16 protein-coding genes are annotated in these 20,665 nt (G+C 59.7%); 4 read left to right on the top strand and 12 right to left on the bottom strand.

Features of this window, described 5'->3' with window-relative positions; all coding sequences use genetic code 11:
- Positions 1-67 precede the first annotated feature (67 nt).
- From M0746_RS06405 to M0746_RS06390, 4 genes are all read right to left on the bottom strand, one after another.
- Positions 68-3,358 (bottom strand): DEAD/DEAH box helicase, encoded by a 3,291-nt coding sequence (locus M0746_RS06405; protein WP_258448536.1) that lies wholly within the window; start codon positions 3,356-3,358, stop codon positions 68-70.
- 9 nt (positions 3,359-3,367) lie between these two features.
- Positions 3,368-4,105, bottom strand: a complete 738-nt coding sequence (locus tag M0746_RS06400; protein ID WP_258448535.1) for an S-methyl-5'-thioinosine phosphorylase — start codon at positions 4,103-4,105, stop codon at positions 3,368-3,370.
- An 11-nt stretch (positions 4,106-4,116) separates the two neighbouring features.
- Complete coding sequence (gene nagZ, locus M0746_RS06395; protein WP_258451444.1) at positions 4,117-5,115, bottom strand: beta-N-acetylhexosaminidase; 999 nt, start codon at positions 5,113-5,115, stop codon at positions 4,117-4,119.
- Between the two features lie 170 nt (positions 5,116-5,285).
- The gene (locus M0746_RS06390) at positions 5,286-5,993 is read right to left on the bottom strand and encodes a TetR/AcrR family transcriptional regulator (protein WP_090284742.1); all 708 of its coding nucleotides are present in this window, start codon (positions 5,991-5,993) and stop codon (positions 5,286-5,288) included.
- Between the two features lie 229 nt (positions 5,994-6,222).
- Between M0746_RS06390 and lexA the strand changes: the two genes are divergently transcribed.
- Both lexA and sulA read left to right on the top strand, forming a co-directional pair.
- A complete protein-coding gene (gene lexA, locus M0746_RS06385) occupies positions 6,223-6,831 on the top strand; it encodes a transcriptional repressor LexA (protein ID WP_090284744.1) in 609 nt (202 codons plus the stop codon).
- An 11-nt stretch (positions 6,832-6,842) separates the two neighbouring features.
- On the top strand, positions 6,843-7,316 hold the full coding sequence (gene sulA / locus M0746_RS06380; protein ID WP_258448534.1) for an SOS-induced cell division inhibitor SulA: 474 nt from the start codon (positions 6,843-6,845) through the stop codon (positions 7,314-7,316).
- A 95-nt stretch (positions 7,317-7,411) separates the two neighbouring features.
- Here sulA and M0746_RS06375 read toward each other — a convergent pair whose 3' ends face one another.
- The 7 genes from M0746_RS06375 to M0746_RS06345 form a co-directional block, all read right to left on the bottom strand.
- On the bottom strand, positions 7,412-7,645 hold the full coding sequence (locus M0746_RS06375; RefSeq protein ID WP_003226592.1) for a hypothetical protein: 234 nt from the start codon (positions 7,643-7,645) through the stop codon (positions 7,412-7,414).
- Between the two features lie 106 nt (positions 7,646-7,751).
- A complete protein-coding gene (locus M0746_RS06370) occupies positions 7,752-8,276 on the bottom strand; it encodes a DUF6586 family protein (protein WP_258448533.1) in 525 nt (174 codons plus the stop codon).
- Between the two features lie 144 nt (positions 8,277-8,420).
- Positions 8,421-11,054 (bottom strand): type I DNA topoisomerase, encoded by a 2,634-nt coding sequence (gene topA, locus M0746_RS06365; protein ID WP_258448532.1) that lies wholly within the window; start codon positions 11,052-11,054, stop codon positions 8,421-8,423.
- Between the two features lie 114 nt (positions 11,055-11,168).
- The gene (locus M0746_RS06360; protein ID WP_208940396.1) at positions 11,169-11,405 is read right to left on the bottom strand and encodes a DUF1653 domain-containing protein; all 237 of its coding nucleotides are present in this window, start codon (positions 11,403-11,405) and stop codon (positions 11,169-11,171) included.
- 93 nt (positions 11,406-11,498) lie between these two features.
- On the bottom strand, positions 11,499-12,674 hold the full coding sequence (fadA, locus tag M0746_RS06355) for an acetyl-CoA C-acyltransferase FadA (protein WP_007910465.1): 1,176 nt from the start codon (positions 12,672-12,674) through the stop codon (positions 11,499-11,501).
- 29 nt (positions 12,675-12,703) lie between these two features.
- On the bottom strand, positions 12,704-14,851 hold the full coding sequence (gene fadB / locus M0746_RS06350; protein ID WP_258448531.1) for a fatty acid oxidation complex subunit alpha FadB: 2,148 nt from the start codon (positions 14,849-14,851) through the stop codon (positions 12,704-12,706).
- Between the two features lie 528 nt (positions 14,852-15,379).
- Entirely contained in the window at positions 15,380-15,817 is a 438-nt protein-coding gene (locus tag M0746_RS06345; RefSeq protein ID WP_258448530.1) for a hypothetical protein, read from the bottom strand.
- Between the two features lie 102 nt (positions 15,818-15,919).
- On the opposite strand from M0746_RS06345, the gene M0746_RS06340 reads away from it, so the two are divergent.
- On the top strand, positions 15,920-16,357 hold the full coding sequence (locus M0746_RS06340; protein WP_258448529.1) for a universal stress protein: 438 nt from the start codon (positions 15,920-15,922) through the stop codon (positions 16,355-16,357).
- A gap of 173 nt (positions 16,358-16,530) precedes the next feature.
- Here M0746_RS06340 and M0746_RS06335 read toward each other — a convergent pair whose 3' ends face one another.
- Entirely contained in the window at positions 16,531-18,453 is a 1,923-nt protein-coding gene (locus M0746_RS06335) for an ATP-binding cassette domain-containing protein (protein ID WP_208940392.1), read from the bottom strand.
- 214 nt (positions 18,454-18,667) lie between these two features.
- On the opposite strand from M0746_RS06335, the gene M0746_RS06330 reads away from it, so the two are divergent.
- Positions 18,668-20,596, top strand: a complete 1,929-nt coding sequence (locus tag M0746_RS06330) for a transglycosylase SLT domain-containing protein (protein WP_258448528.1) — start codon at positions 18,668-18,670, stop codon at positions 20,594-20,596.
- The last annotated feature ends 69 nt before the right edge of the window (positions 20,597-20,665 follow it).

The raw sequence follows: 20,665 nt of genomic DNA, 5'->3' as shown, positions 1-20,665 counted from the left end.
ACTCGATACCTGTGGGAGCTGGCTTGCCAGCGATGGGGCCATCCGATATTGCGCAGTCACTCAGGGCTCAACCCTTGGACACAGGCAACGGCGCAAACAGCGCCTCGATATCACTCTGCTCCAATTTGAAACCACCCGTCGTTCCACCCTCCAGCACCGCCCCGGCCAGCGCCGCCTTCTCCTGCTGCAGCGCCTGGATTTTTTCTTCCACCGTGCCCCGGGCAATCAGCTTGTAGACGAACACGGGGTTGTTCTGCCCGATGCGATACGCCCGATCGGTGGCCTGATTTTCCACCGCCGGGTTCCACCACGGATCAAAGTGAATCACCGTGTCGGCGGCGGTCAGGTTCAAACCGGTGCCGCCGGCCTTGAGGCTGATCAGAAACAGCGGCACCTTGCCGCCCTGAAAATCCTTGACCGGCGTGCGTCGATCGGTAGTGTCGCCGGTCAGCAATGAATAGCCGATCCCGCGCTGCTGCAATTCCTGCTCGATCAATGCGAGCATCGAGGTGAACTGCGAGAACAGCAGAATCCGCCGCCCTTCGCCGAGCAACTCCTCAAGCATTTCCATCAGACTGATCAACTTGCCGCTGCCGGAACGCAGCGCCTTGGCCGTCAGCGGCGTGTTGATCAGCCGCAGGTCACAGCAGACCTGACGCAGCTTGAGCAAGGCATCGAGAATGATGATCTGGCTGCGCGCCACGCCACTGCGAGCGATTTCGTCGCGGACCTTTTTATCCATCGCCACGCGCACGGTTTCATAGACATCGCGCTGACCATCGCTGAGTTCGACCCAGTGGACGATTTCGGTTTTCGGCGGCAGCTCGGTGGCGACCTGATCTTTCTTGCGGCGCAGCAGGAACGGTTTTATCCGCGCGGTCAGGTGCTGCATGCGCCCGGCATTGCCGTGTTTTTCGATCGGCGTGCGGTAGTCGCGATTGAAGGTTTTGCTGTCGCCCAGCCAACCCGGCATCAGGAAGTGGAACTGCGACCACAGCTCGCCCAAATGATTTTCCAGCGGCGTGCCGCTCAGGCACAGGCGCTGACCGGCCTGCAAATCGCGGGCAGCCTGGGCGGCCTTGCTCACCGGGTTCTTGATGTTCTGCGCTTCATCGAGAATCAGCACGCTCCACGGCTGCGGCTGCAGCACTTCCAGATCCCGTGGCAACAACGCATAGGTGGTCAGCACCAGATCGTATTCGCTCAGGCTGGCGAAATCCTTCTGCCGGGCCGATCCGTGCAGCGCCAGCACCTTCAATTGCGGGGTGAAGCGCTGCGCCTCGTCCAGCCAGTTGGGAATCAGGCTGGTGGGCATGACCGCCAACGCCGGTTGATCAAGGCGCCCGGCCTGTTTTTCCGTCAGCAGATGCGCCAGGGTCTGCAGGGTTTTGCCCAGCCCCATGTCATCGCCGAGAATGCCGCCCACCCCCAGTTCGCGCAGGGTCTGCATCCAGTTCAGGCCTTCGAGCTGATATGGACGCAACTGCGCGTTGAGGCCGGCAGGTGCAGCGACCGGCGTGTAAGTCGATTCGCGCAGGCGTTGGGCGAAACTGCGCAGGCGTTCGCCGCCCTGCCAGGTCAGCGGCACCCCGTCGAGCAGTGTCAGACGCGCCGCGTCCGGAGCGCTCAAGCGCAAACTTTCAACGCGACGGCCACCCAGATACAACTCACTCAGCGTGGCCATCAGCGGTTTGACCCGACCGTAAGGCAGTGCGACTTTGCCACCGTCGGCAGCATCAATGCGCCCGCCTTTCAACTCAACCAACAGCAGCTCATCGTCACCGCGCTCTGCCAGGGAAACAGGATCGAGTAAATGCGGCTGGCTACGCAGCAGATGCAGAAGAATCGGCAACAGGCTGTGGCGCTCGCCATTGACGACAATGCCCAATTGCAGATCGAACCATTGCCGACCGGTATCTTCTTCGATCTCGGCGTACCAGTCTTCGACCGGTTCCACGTTGAAATGGAAATTGCTGCTGACGTCGACCTCCCAGCCAGCATCGCGCAAGACCGGGACGCCCTGCTGGCTAAAGATCAGCCACGCAGAATCATCGGGCAGCGTGAACATCTCACCCGGAAGATCGATGCTGCTTTTGCGTGAGGCTTTCTTGAAGCCGTGTTTTTGCAGTTGTTGACGCAAGGCTTTTTCGGCGGCCGGTTGGCGCTGAATCCGCTGGGTTTCGGCGCCCGACAGGATCATGACTTCCGGGTTGCGATCCTGCACTGGATGGCCGTCGTAGGTGAACAGCAACGCGGCGCGGTGCTCTGGCACGTATTCCCAGCGCGTGTAGCGTTGACCACTGACCAGCATCAGATAACCTTGCGGAGCCACATCCTCGACGATCCGCTCCGTCAGTTTGTGCGGCGGCGCCACTTTGGTCGCTGCGCTCATGCGATGGCTGAACTGCAACGCCTGGTGCGCCGGAATCTCAGGCGCCAATGCCAGGTGGCAGGCCAGCTTCTCATCGAGATCATTGAGCAACGGCCCGATCTGGCGTTGCTCGCGATCCAGATAATAAAGCGGCTCCAGCGCGAGCACGGTTTCCACCGGTGCCTCAGCGCTTGTCCATTGCGGGCGATAACTGCCGTCAGCCTGCTCAGCCCAGGCAAATTGTGCACTGCGGCTGGCACCCGCCGTCAGCGGCTGCAAGGTTTGAAAATCGAGAAACAGCCGCGACGTGCGCAGGAGCATTTCCAGCAGTTCGGCTCCGCTGCTGCCCTCCAGCGGATAGCCGCTGTAATAGGCGTGATGGGAGTGCATCGCCACCAGCAACCGGGCAATGCGCAGATCCTGCTCGGTCAGGTAACCGGGCTGGCGCATCAGCAGGTCCGACAGCGAGTACAACGGTTTGACGTCGCGCAGCTCACCGCTCTTGAGCTGATAGACCTTGAAAATATCCAACTGCCACTTGCCCGCAACCGGTGAAGCCTTCAGTTGATAAAACAGCCGCGTGCTCGCCGCTTGCGAAGTTTCCTCGGCAGGCTGGGCGGTCGCGGGAATGGTGGACAGCCAATGCTCGAGTGAGCGACCGAGCTCAACCGAGGCCTCGTGCCCGGAGGCTTCGCTGACATTCATATCCAGACAATAAAGCACCGCTGCACAATGCTTGCAGTCGAAGCCGACCGGACATGAGCAATAGCAACGCAGGCCGCCCCCGCCTCGGTGCCGGGCTATGGAAAGGGTTTGCTCATAGGCCGTCTGATTGGACCCGACGCAGAATGCGGTGATTTGCCGGTCATTGACTTCGAGGATCTCGACGCGATCCTCAAGCGCATAAGCGCGAGCCTTGGCCAGCGCATTGCTAGTGAACGTGTCGGTCCACGGCAGCGAAAGGATTTCCTCGATAAGCGCGCTCATGAACAGTCCTTAGCCGGCCAATACCCGCGCCAACGTCGATTTGACCTTGCCCATGCCAGCGTGCAGTGCCTGCTCGATCTCGGCCATGGTGATGACTTCGGTCGTCTTGCCCGCCGCCGGGTTCACCACCAATGCCAGACAGGCATAATCCAGGTCCAGTTCTCGCGCCAGCGCGGCTTCCGGCATGCCGGTCATACCGACGATATCGCAGCCGTCACGCTCCAGGCGCACGATCTCGGCGACCGTTTCCAGACGCGGCCCTTGGGTGCAGGCATAAACGCCCTGGTCGCTGTACTCGCAGCCTTCGGCGGCCACAGCGGCGATCAAGCGCTGACGCAACGCTTCGCTGTAGGGAAAGCTGAAATCGATGTGGGTGACGTGTTCCAGGTCATCGGCGAAGAAGGTGTGCTCACGACCGCTGGTGTAGTCGACGATCTGGTGCGGCACACAGAAATGCCCGGTGCCCATCGCCGGATGAATCCCGCCCACCGCGTTGACCGCGATGATCGCTTCGGCACCGGCCTGCTTCAGGGCCCAGAGGTTGGCGCGGTAGTTGACCTTGTGCGGTGGAAAGCGATGCGGATGGCCGTGACGGGCGAGGAACAGCACTTCCTTGCCGGCATACTCGCCAATCTGCACCTCGGCCGAAGGTGCGCCATAAGGCGTGTCCACCGTCAGCGACTGGCGAATGCTCAAGCCTTCGAGCTGCGTCAGCCCGGTGCCACCAATGATTGCGTAAACGGTCATAGCGAAAATCCTTAATCGATCAGTTGAGCGTCTTTGAGCGCGCCGATGGCGGTCAGCCAACGCGGATCCTGACGATAATCGGTACTGGCGAAGGCCTGACCACGCATGCGCGCAATGCGCGCGGACGGTTTGACCTTCAGGCGCTGCGCGGCGCTGAGCGCGAGTTCGGCGGCGGCGCGGTCGTTGCACACAAGGCCCATGTCGCAACCGGCGGTGAGCGCGGCTTCGATGCGGCTGGCGGCATCGCCGACCACGTGAGCGCCGGCCATCGACAGGTCGTCGCTGAAAATCACCCCGTCAAACTGCAATTCGCCGCGCAGGATGTCCTGCAACCAGCGGCGAGAGAAACCGGCCGGCTGCGCATCGACTTGCGGGTAAATAACGTGAGCCGGCATTACTGCGGCCAACTGTTTGCTGAGCCTGGCGAAGGGCACCAGGTCGTTGGCGCGGATCTCTTCGAGGCTGCGCTCGTCGGTCGGGATGGCCACATGTGAATCTGCCTCGGCCCAGCCATGACCAGGGAAATGCTTGCCGGTGGCGGCCATGCCGGCGCTGTTCATGCCGCGAATGAATGCTCCGGCGAGCAAGGCGGCGCGCTCCGGATCGCCTTCGAACGAACGGGTACCGACCACGGCACTGCGCTGATAATCCAGATCGAGCACCGGGGCAAAGCTCAGGTCGAGACCGACCGCCAGCACTTCGGTGGCCATGATCCAGCCGCACTGCTCGGCCAGATATTCGGCGTTCGGGTTGTCGGCGATGGCGCGCATCGCTGGCAGACGCACGAAGCCCTGACGCAGACGCTGCACCCGACCGCCTTCCTGATCCACCGCCAGCAGCAGATCCGGGCGCACCGCGCGGATCGCCGCGCTGAGCTCGCGTACTTGCCGCGGATGCTCAATGTTTCGGGCAAAAATGATCAGGCCGCCCACTTCGGGCTGGCGCAACAATTGGCGATCTTCGGCCGTCAGCCAGGTACCGGCGACGTCCACCATCAACGAGCCTTGCAGGCCAGCAGTCATAGAAATTCCTTGGAGACAGAAAACCCGATCGACAGCCAGTTGCTGCCGTGAGCAGCGCTCGGCAGGTCAGTGACTTTTCTGTTGATCGGGTTCAGAACGAGAATCGGCATGGGCGGCTAGCTTAGCGGATCCCCGCTGCCGCGCCCACCCGTGTGCGGTCAAACCTTGGCGGCGACCGGTGTCGATTTGCTGCGCGGACGCAACTGCGCGGTGGCCATGGCTGCGTCGGTGACGCCGGTTTCCGCGCGCATGCCGGCGGCGAGGAATGGCACCATCAGGCGCATCACTTGCTCGATCGAAGTATTGACGCCGAAATCGGTCTCGGCAATCGCCCGCAGGGCCTTGATGCCGGACATGCTGAAAGCGGCAGCGCCGAGCATGAAGTGCACGCGCCAGAACAGCTCGATCGGTGGAATACGCGGTGCTGCTTCATTAACCAGCAACATGTAGCGACGAAATACCTTGCCGTACATGTCTTCGAGATACCGGCGCAAATGACCCTGACTCTGACTGAAGGCGAGGCCGAGCAAACGCATGAAGATCGACAGGTCGTTGCCGCTGCGGGGCTGAACCACCAGAGCTTGCTCGACGAGAATTTCCAACAGCTCTTCGAGGGTCGGCTTGTTGTCAGGCTTGGCCTGGCGCCGCTCCAGCTCTTTGTCGAGACTGATGCAGAACGGCCCGAGGAAGCGCGAGAACACCGCTTGAATCAGCGCTTTCTTCGAGCCGAAGTGATAGTTCACCGCTGCCAGGTTGACGCCGGCCTTGCTGGTAATCAAACGCAATGAGGTTTCCGCGAAACCTTTCTCCGCGAACAACTGTTCGGCAGCATCAAGAATGCGTTCAACGGTTTCCGACTGGGCCATGGCTACTCCGCCTGACAAACACTTGTTTGAAACATACGTTTCAGCCTATGCAATGTCAAGCCTGCCGGTTCGTTTTGGGAATGGTCGGTCAGCTATTTAACCACACAAGCCCGGCGGATTAAAAAGCGTGCCTGCCGACCGTCTGGCGGCGTGCCGAAAAACGGTCATTGCCAAGCTCGCTTCACTGTATATAATCCCAGTCACTGTATAAAAAGACAGAGCGATCAATATGCTAAAGCTGACGCCACGCCAAGCCGAGATTCTGGCCTTCATCAAACGCTGCCTCGAAGACAACGGCTATCCGCCAACCCGCGCGGAAATCGCTCAGGAGCTGGGTTTCAAATCGCCCAATGCCGCTGAAGAACACCTCAAGGCGCTGGCCCGCAAGGGCGCCATCGAGATGACCCCCGGCGCTTCTCGCGGGATTCGCATTCCAGGCTTCGAAGCCAAACCCGACGACTCCACTCTGCCGATCATCGGCCGGGTCGCCGCCGGCGCGCCGATCCTCGCCCAGCAGCACATCGAAGAATCCTGCAACATCAATCCGGCCTTTTTCCATCCCCGCGCCGACTACCTGCTACGCGTACACGGCATGAGCATGAAGGACATCGGCATTTTCGACGGTGACCTGCTGGCAGTCCACACCACGCGCGAAGCACGCAACGGTCAGGTCGTCGTGGCCCGTATCGGCGATGAAGTGACGGTCAAACGCTTCAAGCGTGAAGGCAGCAAGGTCTGGCTGATTGCCGAGAACCCGGAGTTCGCTCCCATCGAAGTCGACCTGAAGGATCAGGAACTGGTGATCGAAGGCTTGAGTGTCGGCGTCATTCGCCGCTAATAGGAGGCTTTATGCAGTTCCCACATCCCCCTCAGCAAACACAACTGCCTTTGTTCGAAGCGTTTCTGGCGCAACCGTTGGCGCCGATCCTGAAAGACGTGGTCGAGCGCCCATGGACTGCCGAACCTGAAGTATTCAGCGAGCTGTCACTGCGTGGTGCTGCCGGGAACTGCCTGAATCTTCTTGCCCCGATCCTTCGCGAACTCAGTGAGGATCAGGATGCGCGCTGGCTGACATTGATCGCACCACCTGCGAGTCTGACGCAAACCTGGCTGCGGGACGCCGGACTGAACCGCGAACGCATTCTGTTATTGCAGCCGCGGGGCACGCAAAGCGCTCAGCAACTGGCGTGCGAAGCGTTGCGGCTGGGTCGCAGCCACACAGTGGTGACCTGGCTCAATCCGCTGAACGCCAGTTTGCGCCAGCAATTGATCAGCGCCGCCCGTACAGGCGATGCGCAGAGTTTGAATATTCGATTGGGTTGATCGCTGTTACACGCGCTGTGTGAAGCGCAGGGCTTCTCCATGGATAGAGAAGCCGATCTGAAGCGGTAATGCCTGATGATGAAAACAGGCCAGGATCAATGAAGAACCCGCGGCCCTTCTTCCTTATCAAACTCGCCTTCGACCATGCGGCCGGCCATTTGCACGCCGACGCTCAACATCGCCTTGGCGATTTCGACATGCTGACCCTGCAGGAACGCTTTGGCATCCTCGGAGAAATCCAGTGTCACCAAAGAACCTTCGTCCTCAGCCCTGCGCAGTTCGATTCGGCCGTCTGGTAACTCGACAATTTCTAGAAAGGACGTTGGCATAAAAGTCTGTTCTCCACGAAAGGCAGGCATTATATAGACATCATTCGGGCTTCGCTCAGGATCTTGACCAGTAGCATGTTTCAGATTGCCACCGCGTCAATCGCCGTCAGCATTCATTCAGGCCTTCGCGAAAACGAATGGCCAGGCCTTTCAGATTCTGCCGCCAGCTCTCCAGCTCCTCACGACTCAACTCCTCCGGCGCCTGCTCTTCATCCAGATTGATCATCTGAATCAATGGCTGCGTCACGTCGCCCTTGGGTTTGTGCGGCACTCGCGGTGGCTGAAACAACGCCGAATGCGCTGCCAGCAACTTTGCCAGCCAGGTTTCCGGATTACCCGCCAGCTCGACCATTTCCGCCAGCTCCGGAATGGCAATCGACTCTAGCACTTCACGGGTCAGCAACATTTCTGCGCGCGGCGCATTCGCCTGCGGCAGGCGATAGAAACCAGCGATCTCATGGCAAAGCCCCAATAAAGCACCGTAGAGGTGAAAGAGCGTTGATTCACGCCCGGCCTGTATCAGCGCCAGCGAATTCATTGCCCGTCCTTCCTCGGCGCGAGCCAGGGCTTCCAGCGACAGGCCGGCGAAATAGATCTTCTGGTTGGTGCGGGTATAGAGTTCGTGAGCCATGACGGCAGCCTCCACGACGAAATAATTGCTTCACACAGGCCGGACAGTGTCATGGATCAGCCGATCCGACCGCAAGCACAAAACAAAAAGGCCGCATGAAAACCCGAGGGTTCACATGCGGCCTTTTCAGTGCCGGACTAACGCTTACTCAGCCTTGGCCTTCGCGCTGCGCTTGTCTTCCACCGTCCACTTGCCACCGTCGTAATACGCTTTCCAACCGGTCGGCTTGCCGTCGACTTCGGTCTGCACGTATTGCTCCTTGGTCTTGCGGCTGTAGCGGATCACCGCTGGCAGACCATCAGGATCCTTCTGCGGTGCTTCGCAGAGGAAGTGGTACTTCGGATCGATCTCGTCCTTGTGCGGCAAAATCTCGATCACCAGCGGAGCACGGGTCTCGCGGTTTTTCGGGAACTGACTGGCCGCCAGGAACAGCCCGGATGCACCGTCACGCAGGATGTAGGTGTCGTTGACCTTTTCGCATTTCAGCTCAGGCATCTTCACCGGGTCCATCTTCGGTGGCGCCGCGTCACCGCTTTTCAGCAGTTTGCGAGTGTTCTTGCAAGTCGGGTTGGTGCAACCGAAGAACTTGCCGAAACGGCCGGTCTTTAGTTGCATCTCGCTGCCACACTTGTCGCACTCCAGACTCGGACCTTCGTAGCCCTTGATCCGGTAGCTGCCCTCTTCGATTTCGTAGCCGGCGCAATCCGGGTTGTTACCGCAGATGTGCAGCTTGCGCTTCTCGTCGAGCAGGTAGGCATCCATCGCCGTGCTGCAGATCGGGCAACGGTGTTTGCCGCGCAGGACCAGCGACTCCGACTCACCTTCGTCGTCCGCCGCGATCTCGTCACCTGGCACCAGATTGACGGTAGCCTTGCAACGCTCTTTCGGCGGCAGGCTGTAGCCTGAGCAACCGAGGAACACACCGGTCGACGCGGTACGGATCTGCATCGGACGGCCGCAGGTGGTGCACGGAATGTCGGTCATGACCGGCTGGTTGGCACGCATGCCGTTGTCCGGATTTTCGGCTACTTCGAGTTTCTTTTTAAAGTCGCCGTAGAACTCGTCCAGCACGCTTTTCCAGTCGCGCTCGCCTTGAGCCACGTCATCGAGGTTCTCTTCCATGCCGGCGGTGAAGCCGTAGTCCATGAGGTTCGAGAAGCTTTCGGACAGACGCTCGGTGACGATGTCGCCCATCTTTTCCGAATAGAAACGACGGTTGTGCAGGGTCACGTAACCGCGATCCTGGATGGTCGAAATGATCGCCGCATAAGTCGAAGGACGACCGATACCGCGTTTTTCCATTTCCTTGACCAGGCTGGCTTCCGAGTAACGCGCCGGCGGCTTGGTGAAGTGTTGCGACGGATCGAGCTTGATCAGCTTCATCACGTCGCCCTGCGCCATGTCGGGCAGCACGTCATCATCGCCAGGCTTGGCAATTTGCGGCATGACGCGGGTGTAGCCGTCGAACTTGAGGATGCGGCCCTTGGCACGCAGCTCGAAGTCGCCAGCGCCGACGCTGACGGTGGTCGACAGGTATTGCGCCGGCAGCATCTGGCAAGCGAGGAACTGGCGCCAGATCAGCTCGTAGAGGCGTTCTGCATCTCGCTCCATGCCTGCCAGCTTGCTCGGAATGGTGTTGGCGTCAGACGGACGAATCGCTTCGTGCGCTTCCTGTGCGCCTTCCTTGCTGCTGTAGACATTCGGCGCTTCCGGCAGGTACTTCTTGCCGAACTCTTCCTCGATATAAGTACGCGCCATCGCCACGGCATCAGCCGAGAGGTTGGTCGAGTCGGTACGCATGTAAGTGATGTAGCCGGCTTCGTACAGACGCTGGGCCATCATCATGGTTTTCTTCACGCCGAAGCCCAGGCGGTTGCTCGCCGCCTGTTGCAACGTCGACGTGATGAAGGGGGCCGACGGTTTGCTGCTGGTGGGTTTGTCTTCGCGCTTGACGATGCTGTAGCTGGACGCCTTGAGCTTCTCCAGCGCAGCCATGGCCTGGGCTTCGTTCAGCGGCTTGAAGGCTTCGCCCTTCTCGCGTGCCACTTCGAAGCGCACGGTCGAGCCCTTGGTGGTGCCGAGATCGGCATGCACTTCCCAGTACTCTTCCGGGTTGAACGCACGGATTTCCCGTTCACGCTCAACGACCAGTTTCACCGCAACCGATTGCACACGACCAGCGGACAGGCCACGGGCGATTTTTGCCCAGAGCAGTGGCGAGACCATGTAGCCGACGACGCGATCAAGGAAGCGGCGCGCCTGCTGCGCGTTGACTCGATCGATGTCCAGCTCGCCCGGCTCGGAGAAGGCCTCCTGAATGGCCTTCTTGGTAATTTCGTTGAACACCACGCGCTTGTAGCGGCTGTCATCACCACCGATGGCTTCGCGCAGGTGCCAGGCAATGGCTTCCCCCTCGCGATCCAAGTCGGTTGCGAGATAGATGGTGTCAGCATCCTTGGCGAGCCGGCGCAGCTCTTCGATGACCTTCTCTTTACCCGGAAGGATCTCGTACTGGGCCTTCCAGCCATGATCGGGATCGACACCCATACGCGAGACGAGCTGCTTGCGCGCTTTCTCTTTCGGCGTGAGTACCGGAGCTTCACCCGCGGCAGCCTTGCCACGCTTGGCGGCTGGCTCTTTGCTGGCGCTAGCCGAACCGCTGGTGGGCAGGTCTCGGATATGGCCGATACTCGACTTCACCACGTATTGGTTACCCAGATACTTGTTGATGGTCTTGGCCTTAGCCGGGGATTCCACAATGACCAGCGATTTGCCCATGGATCAGAAAATTCCTGAATTCTAGAAGTGAAAGGCGGTTGGCGCCTGACGCGGCACCGCTATATATAGTTGATACAAGGTGAGGTCAAGCACAGGGTTGTCTGCGCCCTCGCCTCATGCCTTGTCAAAAACGCTCGGTTCGACCTGCACCAAAGCAAAGCGTGGCACCTGCTCGCCGTCAACCTCGACCGACTCGACAAACATGCTCAGCGGGCGCACCCAAAAGCCGTAATCGCCATACAGGGCTTGGTAAAAGACCACTTCTTCTTCGGTTTCAGAGTGCCGCGCAACACTGAACACACGGTACTGCGGACCTTTGTAATGTTGGTAGAGCCCAGGTTGTATCGGCATGCTTCGGCCCTCACTGAAATTTTTTCAAAATAAAATAAAAAACCCAAAAACAAAAACCGGGGCACTGGGCCCCGGCTTCCATCGACGAGACGCTTAAACGCGTTCGAAGACGGTGGAGATGCCTTGGCCGAGACCAATGCACATAGTGGCCACCCCGAAGGTGCCGCTATTCTGCTTCATCACGTTCAGCAAGGTGCCGGAAATACGTGCACCGGAGCAACCGAACGGGTGACCCAGGGCGATCGCGCCGCCGTGCAGGTTAACCTTCTCGTTCATCTTGTCGAGTACTTTCAGATCTTTCAGCACTGGCAGAGCCTGTGCAGCGAAAGCTTCGTTGAGCTCGAAGAAGTCGATATCGTTGATGCCAAGGCCCGCACGCTTCAGGGCTTTTTGTGTCGCCGGCACTGGACCATAGCCCATGATTGCCGGGTCCACACCCGCCACTGCCATCGAACGGATTACCGCCATTGGCTGGATCCCCAGGTCCTGGGCACGCTGCGCCGACATCACGATCATGCACGAAGCACCATCAGTGATCTGCGACGAAGTACCGGCAGTCACGGTGCCGCCCTTCGGATTGAATGCCGGCTTGAGCGCCGCCAGACTTTCCAGGGTGGTTTCCGGACGAATGGTTTCGTCGTAGTCGAACAGTTTCAGGAAACCGTTCTCGTCGTAGCCCTGCATCGGGATGATTTCGTCTTTGAACTTGCCTTCCACGGTTGCCTTGTGGGCCAACTGGTGGGAACGCACGCCGAAGGCGTCCTGCTGCTCGCGAGTGATGCCGTGCATTTTGCCGAGCATTTCAGCGGTCAGGCCCATCATGCCCGAGGCTTTCGCCGCGTACAGCGACATGTGCGGGTTCGGATCGACACCGTGCATCATGCTCACGTGGCCCATGTGCTCGACGCCACCGACCACGAACACGTCACCGTTACCGGTCATGATCGCTTGCGCAGCGGTGTGCAGCGCGCTCATCGACGAGCCACACAGACGGCTGACGGTCTGGCCAGCCGAGGTGTGCGGAATCTGGGTCATCAGCGACGCCATGCGCGCAATGTTCCAGCCCTGCTCCAGGGTCTGGTTGACGCAGCCCCAGATCACGTCCTCGACTTCAGCCGGATCGACCTTGGCGTTGCGTTCCAGCAGTTTGCTGATCAGGTGCGCCGACATGTCTTCGGCGCGGGTGTTGCGGTGCATGCCGCCCTTGGAGCGGCCCATCGGAGTACGACCGAAGTCGACAATCACGACGTCTCTAGGATTCAAGCTCATAAGTTCACTCTCACTCTAGTTGGGGGCGCTTAACCGAAGAAGCTCTGGCCGTTCTTGGCCATTTCGCGCAGCTTCGCGGTCGGGTGGTACAGCGCGCCCAAATCAGCGTACTGGTCAGCCAGGGCAACGAACTCGGCGACACCGATCGAATCGATGTAGCGCAGCGCACCGCCACGGAATGGAGGGAAACCGATACCGTAGACCAGACCCATGTCGGCTTCGGCGGCAGTTTCAACGATGCCGTCTTCCAGGCAACGCACGGTTTCCAGGCACAGCGGAATCATCATCCAGTTGATGATGTCTTCGTCAGTGACTTCGCGCTGCTCGTAAACGATCGGCTTGAGCACTTCGAGCACCGAAGGATCGGCAACTTTCTTCTGCTTGCCTTTCTTGTCGGCCTCGTAGGCGTAAAAGCCCTTGCCGTTCTTCTGGCCCAGGCGCTTGGCTTCGTACAGCACGTCGATGGCCGAGCGACGGTCATCCTTCATGCGATCCGGGAAACCTTCCGCCATCACGTCACGACCGTGGTGGCCGGTGTCGATGCCGACCACGTCCATCAGGTACGCCGGGCCCATTGGCCAGCCGAATTTTTCCATGACCTTGTCGATGCGCACGAAATCGACACCGGCGCTGACCAGCTTGGCGAAACCGCCGAAGTACGGGAACAGCACGCGATTGACCAGGAAGCCCGGGCAGTCATTGACGACGATCGGGTTCTTGCCCATTTTCTTGGCGTAGGCAACGGTGGTGGCAACCGCCAGCTCACTCGACTTCTCGCCACGGATCACTTCTACCAGCGGCATCATGTGCACCGGGTTGAAGAAGTGCATGCCGACGAAGTTTTCCGGACGCTTGAGGGCTTTCGCCAACAGGCTGATGGAAATGGTCGAGGTGTTGGACGCGAGGATGGTGTCCTCTTTTACCTGACCTTCGACTTCAGCCAATACGGCTTGCTTGACCTTCGGGTTCTCGACGACCGCTTCGACAACCAGATCGACGTGACCGAAGTCGCCGTAGGACAGGGTCGGACGAATGCCGTTGAGCACTTCCGCCATTTTCGCGGCAGTCATGCGACCTTTGTCAACGCGGCCAACCAGCAGCTTGGCGGCTTCGGCCAGGCCTTGCTCGATACCGTGCTCGTTGATGTCCTTCATCAGGATCGGCGTGCCTTTGGACGCCGACTGATAGGCGATACCGCCACCCATGATGCCGGCGCCGAGTACAGCGGCCTGCTTCACGTCTTTGGCGATTTCGTCGTAGGCCTTGGCCTTTTTCTTCAGCTCCTGATCGTTCAGGAACAGGCCGATCAAGCTCTGTGCAGCCGAGGTCTTGGCCAGTTTGACGAAACCGGCGGCTTCGACTTCCAGCGCCTTGTCACGACCGAAGTTCGCGGCTTTCTGGATGGTCTTGATCGCTTCGACCGGCGCCGGGTAGTTCGGGCCGGCCTGACCGGCCACGAAACCTTTGGCCGTTTCGAAAGCCATCATCTGTTCAATGGCGTTCAACTTGAGTTTTTCAAGTTTCGGCTGACGCTTGGCCTTGTAATCGAACTCGCCGGAGATGGCGCGCTTGATCAGTTCAAGGGCCGCTTCGTGCAGCTTCTCAGGGGCAACCACGGCGTCGACGGCGCTGACTTTCAGGGCGTCTTCAGGGCGGTTTTCCTTGCCTGCGGCAATCCACTCGATCGCGTTGTCGACACCGATCAGGCGCGGCAGACGCACGGTCCCGCCGAAGCCTGGGTAGATGCCCAGTTTGACTTCCGGCAGGCCGATTTTGGCTTTGGTCGACATGACGCGATAGTCAGCCGCCAGGCACATTTCCAGACCACCGCCGAGGGCGATGCCGTTGATGGCCGCTACGGTTGGCACGTTGAGGTCTTCGAAATCGCTGAAGATCTTGTTGGCTTCGAGATTGCCAGCAACCAGCTCGGCATCCGGCAGCTTGAAGTTGTCGACAAATTCGGTGATGTCGGCGCCGACGATGAACACGTCCTTGCCGCTGCTGACGATCACGCCCTTGATCGAAGCATCTGCCTTGATGGTGTCTACGGCCTGACGCAATTCATTCAGGGTTAGACGGTTGAACTTGTTGACGGACTCACCCTTGAGGTCGAATTTCAATTCGACGATGCCACTTTCAAGAGCGTTAACCGTGATGGCTTTACCTTCGTAAATCATCAACTGATCTCCACGATATGGAAGCTGAACAGTACACGTCGGACGCAGGCGAATGGCTCGGCAGGACGCTTTTTCGTCAATGCTAACGCCAATCCACCCGGCACACCCGCCAACGCGATAGTCGGGATTCTGTAGGAGCAGTCTGTAAGACAAACGCTCAATTCATACGCCCGTTTGATTTGGGTACGTCACCTTCTCGGAATTCCCGGCAATTGTCAATCGCCCAAAATACCGGTTGAAATGCGACTTTGCGGTCATTTCTGTAGGACGAAGACCTGCAACACGCACTTGCATGTCCAGCCATTCATAGAATCAATAATTAGAAAAATCGCCCTAATCCGTCGCAGCCTTTGTTTAAAGGGCTACGCTGGTGGGACTACAGAGAAATACACAGCGCGCTTGAAACCGCTTTAGCCGAAAAAAACATTTCCGGCCTGCCTGGCCAACCCCGCCCGATGAATCATGTCGGGCTTTTTAATGCGCGTCTGCCGGCCTTTTCACACCGTTGCAGTGCGAAAAGTCCGCAGGTCATGCCAGCGCTTTCAGTGTTGCGTCAATATCCTGCAAAACCGCAGCGTCACCCTTCTCGCCCCAATACAGCGCAATCATCTGCTTGTCGGCGTCGACCTTGAAAACATTGCCCGGCAATTTTTCGAAATGATTGAGCACTGCACGGTCCTCGCAGATTTCCTGCCACTGGTTGACCCACACTCCAGGCGATTTCTGCCAGTACGTCCAGCAGGCCGACTGATTGCTTCTGCGCGGCCGATAATATTGTGCACACGGGTTCGGCGGCTGCTGCGTCAGCCAGTGCGGCCATTCCTGTGGTGCCAATTGCATGGCCAGACCAATGCGCCGCGCCTCCGCGCGCAATGCGATACGCCCGCTTTGCGCGCGCGATGGCCGCAGCCAGGCCAGCGGACTTAAAACCACCAGCAGGATTGACACCACCAACCAGACCGTCATATCTCTATTCCCCATTCTCGGTGAGCGCCATGTGTCACTTTGGAACCATTGCGCTCGAAACCAGCCATACTTACCACTATTGAAACCTCAGGAGAGCACCTCATGCCCTACCACCACATCCTGGTCGCCGTAGACCTGACCGAAGAGTGCGACCCTGTGATCCACCGCGCCCGTGAGCTTTCGGTCAGCAACGGCGCCAAACTGTCGCTGGTGCATATCGTCGAACCGATGGCCATGGCGTTCGGTGGCGACGTGCCGATGGATCTGTCACAACTGCAACAACAACAGTTCGATCAGTCCAAACAACGCCTCGAGAATCTGAAATCGAAATATCCCGACCTCAAAGACGCCGACTGCCAACTGACCTTCGGCCAGCCACGTCAGGAAATCCATCACTTCGCCAAGGCTGAGCAATGCGATCTGATCGTGGTGGGCAGTCATGGCCGGCATGGTCTGGCGCTGCTGCTGGGCTCGACCGCCAACGACGTACTGCACGGCGCGCCGTGCGATGTGCTGGCGGTGCACCTTACGAAGCGCTGAAACACGGCCCCATGCAGGAATGAGCCTGCTCGCGATAGCGTCCTGTCAGCGACTAACATGTCGAATTTCAGGATGCTATCGCGAGCAGGCTCACTCCTACAGGAGAGCTGCGCTTACATATGAAAAGCCCGGCGCTCATCACTGAGCGCCGGGCTTTTTCATTTCCGGATCAATCAGGCATCCAGCTCAGCCCAACGCTCCACCAGTGCATCCAGCTCGGCCTGCAACTGCTCCAGCGAAGCGATGACCTTGGCGGTTTCCGCCGGCGGACGCTGATAGAAACCGGCCTCAGCCATCTCCGCTTCGACCGCCGCGATCTGCTGTTCCTTGGCGTCGATATCGCCCGGCAAGGCCTCCAGCTCGCGTTGCAGCTTGTAGCTGAGCTTCTTCTTCGCCGCTGGAGCCGCAGCGGCAGGCGCCGCCACCGGTGCCGGCTCAGCGGTGACCACCGCCGAATTCAGGTCAGCCTTGCCCGATTTGCTTTCGGTCACGCCCAGCAGACGTGGCGAGCCACCCTGGCGGATCCAGTCCTGATAGCCACCGACGTATTCACGCACCTTGCCTTCACCTTCGAAGACCAGGGTGCTGGTGACCACGTTGTCGAGGAATGCCCGGTCGTGGCTGACCATCAGGACCGTGCCGTTGAAGGTCAGCAGCACTTCTTCGAGCAGTTCGAGGGTTTCGACGTCGAGGTCGTTGGTCGGTTCGTCGAGCACCAGCAGGTTCGCCGGTTTGCTGAAAAGTTTGGCCAGCAACAACCGCGCACGCTCACCACCCGACAGCGCCTTGACCGGCGTGCGCGCACGCTGCGGGCTGAACAGGAAGTCACCGAGGTAGCTCAGGACATGCCGGCTCTGGCCGTCGATGTCGATGAAGTCGCGGCCTTCGGCGACGTTGTCGATCACGGTCTTTTCCAGATCCAGCTGATGGCGCAACTGATCGAAATAGGCCACATCGATGCGCGTACCCTCTTCAACCTTGCCGCTGGTCGGTTGCAGACCGCTGAGCATCAATTTCAGCAAGGTAGTCTTGCCGGTACCGTTGGCGCCAAGCAGACCGATACGGTCGCCACGCTGCAACACCATCGAGAAATCCTTGATCAGGAACGGCCCGCCCGGGTGAGCAAAACTCACATTCTCGAGCACCATCACCTGCTTGCCGGACTTGTCGGCGGTTTCCAGCTGAATGTTGGCTTTGCCGGTACGCTCGCGACGTTCGCTGCGCTCTACACGCAAGGCTTTCAGCGCACGTACGCGGCCTTCGTTACGGGTGCGACGGGCCTTGATGCCCTGACGGATCCACACTTCTTCCTGAGCCAGACGCTTGTCGAACAGCGCGTTGGCGGTTTCTTCAGCCGCCAGTGCAGCTTCTTTGTGCACGAGGAAACTGGCGTAGTCGCCATTCCAGTCGATCAGGCCGCCGCGGTCCAGTTCGAGAATGCGCGTGGCGAGGTTTTGCAGGAAGGAACGGTCGTGCGTGATGAACAGCACGGCGCCCTGAAAATCCTTCAGTGCCTCTTCGAGCCAGGCAATCGCCCCGATATCGAGGTGGTTGGTCGGTTCGTCGAGCAGCAGCAGATCCGGCTCGGACACCAGCGCCTGGGCCAGCAGCACGCGACGACGCCAGCCGCCGGACAGTTCGGCGAGAGTCTTGTCGGCCGGCAGTTGCAGGCGGCTGAGGGTGCTGTCGACCAACGTCTGCAAGCGCCAGCCATCGCGGGCTTCGAGGTCGTGCTGAACATGCATCAGCTTGTCCAGATCGGCGTCGGTGACGATGTTCTGGCTCAGGTGATGATATTCGGCGAGCAATGCGCCGACGCCATCGAGGCCTTCGGCAACTACGTCGAAAACGGTCCGCTCGTCGGCCACCGGCAATTCTTGCGGCAATTCGCCGATTTTCAGACCGGGGGCACGCCACACCGAGCCGTCATCGGGCTTCTGGTCGCCCTTGACCAGTTTCATCATGCTGGACTTGCCAGTGCCGTTGCGGCCGATGATGCACACCCGCTCACCACGGGCGATCTGCCAGGACACCTTGTCCAACAACGGCATAGCGCCGAACGCAAGGGACACATCGCTGAATTTGAGCAGGGTCATGAGCTTCTCCAAAAACCGGGCGCGCATTCTACCTGAATCAGCGCTCGCGCAGGCCGGCAATTTGTCTGTGGAAGCACTCTGCACAACATTTGTTGCGAACTTGTGCTGTGAGCCCTGCAAAGCTTTCGCCGCTTGCTGGCAAAAGGCTAAGCTACAGGCAATTCAGTGCTGACCGAGGTCGGCACTTGTCATGATTTCTCTGCCCGGATGTCTCATGCGCAGTCGCCTTTTCAGTGTTTTGTCCTGTTTGTTGTTCACCGCCGCTGCCGCTCAATCCGCCCAGGCCGTGGACCTCTCCACCCAACGCCAGTATTACGATGAAGCCAAGCGCGCGCTGGCCAAGGGCGATACCGGCCCGTATTTCCGTTACAGCCAGGCGCTGGCCGATTATCCGCTGGAGCCGTATCTGGCCTACGACGAGCTGACCGCGCGCCTGAAATCGGCGAGCAACGCCGAGATCGAGAAGTTTCTCGCCGAGCACGGCGATCTGCCTCAGGCCAACTGGATGAAACTGCGCTGGTTGCGTTGGCTCGCTGACCGCGGCGACTGGGCAACCTTCGTCAAGCATTACGACCCGAAGCTCAACTTCACCGAACTCGACTGCCTGAACGCGCAATACCAGATCAGCCACGACAAGAAGGCCGAGGGTTACGCCAACGCGGAAAAACTCTGGCTGACCGGCAAATCGCAACCGGCGGCATGTGACGCGCTGTTTGGCATTTGGGCGGCTGACGGCCAGCTCACCGAACAGAAACGCTGGGAGCGCACCAAACTCGCCGCGCAAGCGCGTAACTATCCGCTGGCGAACAGCCTGATCAACGGCTTGACCACCCTCGCCCCGCGCGGTCGTTTGCTGGTCGATGTCGCGCAAAAACCCGAGCTGCTCAATCAGCCGTCGCGCTTCACCCCGGCCGATGAGCCGATGTCAGACGTGGTCAGCCTCGGCCTGCGCCGCCTCGCCCGTCAGGACCCGGACAAGGCCATGGCCCTGCTCGACGGTTACGCCAGCAGCATGCACTTTTCCCGTGACGAAAAAGTCGCGATCGCCCGCGAAATCGGCCTGACCCTGGCCCGTCGTTTCGACAGCCGCGCCCTTGATGTGATGACCAAGTACGATCCGGAGCTGCGCGACAACGCCGTTTCCGAATGGCGCTTGCGCCTGCTGCTGCGTCTGGCCCGTTGGGATGACGCCTATGAACTGACCAAACGCCTGCCGCAGGATCTGGCCACCACCAACCGCTGGCGCTACTGGCAGGCGCGCAGCCTCGAACTGGCCCAGCCGCAGAATCCGCAAGCCCAGACGCTGTACAAGAACCTTGCGCGCGAGCGTGACTTCTATGGCTTCCTCGCCGCTGATCGCTCGCAATCGCCGTACTCGCTGAACAACAAGCCGCTGGTGCTCAGCCAAGCCTTGATCAACAAGGTGCGCAACACACCGGGCGTGCGTCGTGCGCTGGAATTCCACGCTCGCGGGCAAATCGTCGACGGTCGCCGCGAGTGGTATCACGTCAGCCGGCATTTCAACCGTGACGAAATGGTCGCCCAGGCCAAACTCGCCTATGACCTGAAATGGTATTTCCCGGCCATCCGCACCATCAGCCAGGCGCAATATTGGGACGATCTCGATATTCGCTTCCCGATGGCCCACCGCGACACGCTGGTGCGTGAAGCCAAGGTGCGTGGCTTGCACTCGAGCTGGGTGTTCGCCATCACCCGTCAGGAAAGCGCTTTCATGGACGACGCCCGCTCCGGCGTCGGCGCCAGCGGCCTGATGCAATTGATGCCCGGCACGGCCAAGGAAACCGCGCGCAAGTTCAGTATCCCGCTGGCCTCGCCGCAGCAGGTGCTCGATCCGGACAAGAACATCCAGCTCGGCGCCGCTTACCTGAGCCAGGTACACAGCCAGTTCAACGGCAACCGCGTCCTCGCCTCCGCCGCCTACAACGCCGGCCCGGGCCGCGTGCGCCAGTGGCTGCGCGGCGCCGACCACCTGAGTTTCGACGTCTGGGTGGAAAGCATCCCGTTCGACGAAACCCGCCAGTACGTGCAGAACGTGCTGTCGTACTCGGTGATCTACGGCCAGAAGCTCAACTCGCCACAGCCGCTGGTGGATTGGCATGAGCGGTATTTCGACGATCAGTAAGAACGAGCTGAGGCCGAGTCATGAAAAATGCCCGTATCGTGAGATACGGGCATTTTTGTTGAATCGCTC

Origin of the sequence: Pseudomonas sp. S11P7, assembly GCF_023195435.1 — a bacterium.
GTDB lineage: Bacteria > Pseudomonadota > Gammaproteobacteria > Pseudomonadales > Pseudomonadaceae > Aquipseudomonas > Aquipseudomonas fluorescens_G.
The sequence above is the reverse complement of the archived record's forward strand: the minus strand, read 5'-3'. Positions and strand labels throughout refer to the sequence as shown.